Source organism: Catenulispora sp. EB89, from assembly GCF_041261445.1.
Classification (GTDB): Bacteria; Actinomycetota; Actinomycetes; order Streptomycetales; family Catenulisporaceae; genus Catenulispora.
Window position 1 is genome coordinate 1 of the sequence record NZ_JBGCCU010000069.1, and the last position, 1,169, is coordinate 1,169.

General features: G+C 59.4%; 1 rRNA gene. It reads right to left on the reverse strand.

Annotated features, from left to right (window positions below):
* Nucleotides 1-1,169: ribosomal RNA gene (locus tag ABH920_RS50045) — 23S ribosomal RNA — on the reverse strand; the annotation flags it as partial.

Sequence of the window (1,169 nt, forward strand, 5' to 3'; positions counted from 1 at the left end):
TCCTCGCTAGATGCTTTTCTCGGCAGCATAGGATCACCCACTTCGCCCCTACGGGCTCGGCATCAGATCTCAGGCCATGTGTGTCGCGGATTTGCCTACGACACGCCCTACATCCTTACCCCGGGTCAACCACCGCCCGGGTTGGGCTACCTTCCTGCGTCACACCATCGCTTGCCTACTACAAGTTCGGGCCGCCGGCTCCACCACACCCAACACCCGAAGGCGTCAGGGGGCTTAACGGGCTTAGCATCACCTGATTCAACATGGGGCGGACCTTCGCGGGTACGGGAATATCAACCCGTTGTCCATCGACTACGCCTGTCGGCCTCGCCTTAGGTCCCGACTCACCCTGGGCGGATTAGCCTGGCCCAGGAACCCTTGGTCATCCGGCGGCGACGTTTCTCACGTCGCATTCGCTACTCATGCCTGCATTCTCACTCGTGCAGCCTCCACCCCTGGGTCACCCCGGGACTTCACTGGCTGCACGACGCTCCCCTACCCATCCATACGCCTGGCCGCTGACTAAGGCGACAGGCTACATGTATGAATGACACGGCTTCGGCGGTGTACTTGAGCCCCGCTACATTGTCGGCGCGGAATCACTTGACCAGTGAGCTATTACGCACTCTTTCAAGGGTGGCTGCTTCTAAGCCAACCTCCTGGTTGTCTATGCGACTCCACATCCTTTCCCACTTAGCACACGCTTAGGGGCCTTAGCCGGTGTTCTGGGCTGTTTCCCTCTCGACGACGAAGCTTATCCCCCGCCGTCTCACTGCCGCGCTATCACTTCACCGGCATTCGGAGTTTGGCTGATTTCGGTAAGCTTGTAGGCCCCCTAGACCATCCAGTGCTCTACCTCCGGGAAGAAACACACGACGCTGCACCTAAATGCATTTCGGGGAGAACCAGCTATCACGTGGTTTGATTGGCCTTTCACCCCTAACCACAGGTCATCCCCCAGGTTTTCAACCCTGGTGGGTTCGGGCCTCCACGCGGTCTTACCCGCGCTTCACCCTGCCCATGGCTAGATCACCACGCTTCGGGTCTAGGTCGCGCGACTCAGACGCCCTATTCGGACTCGCTTTCGCTACGGCTACCCCACCCGGGTTAACCTCGCCACACAACGCTAACTCGCAGGCTCATTCTTCAAAAGGCACGCGGTCACAACC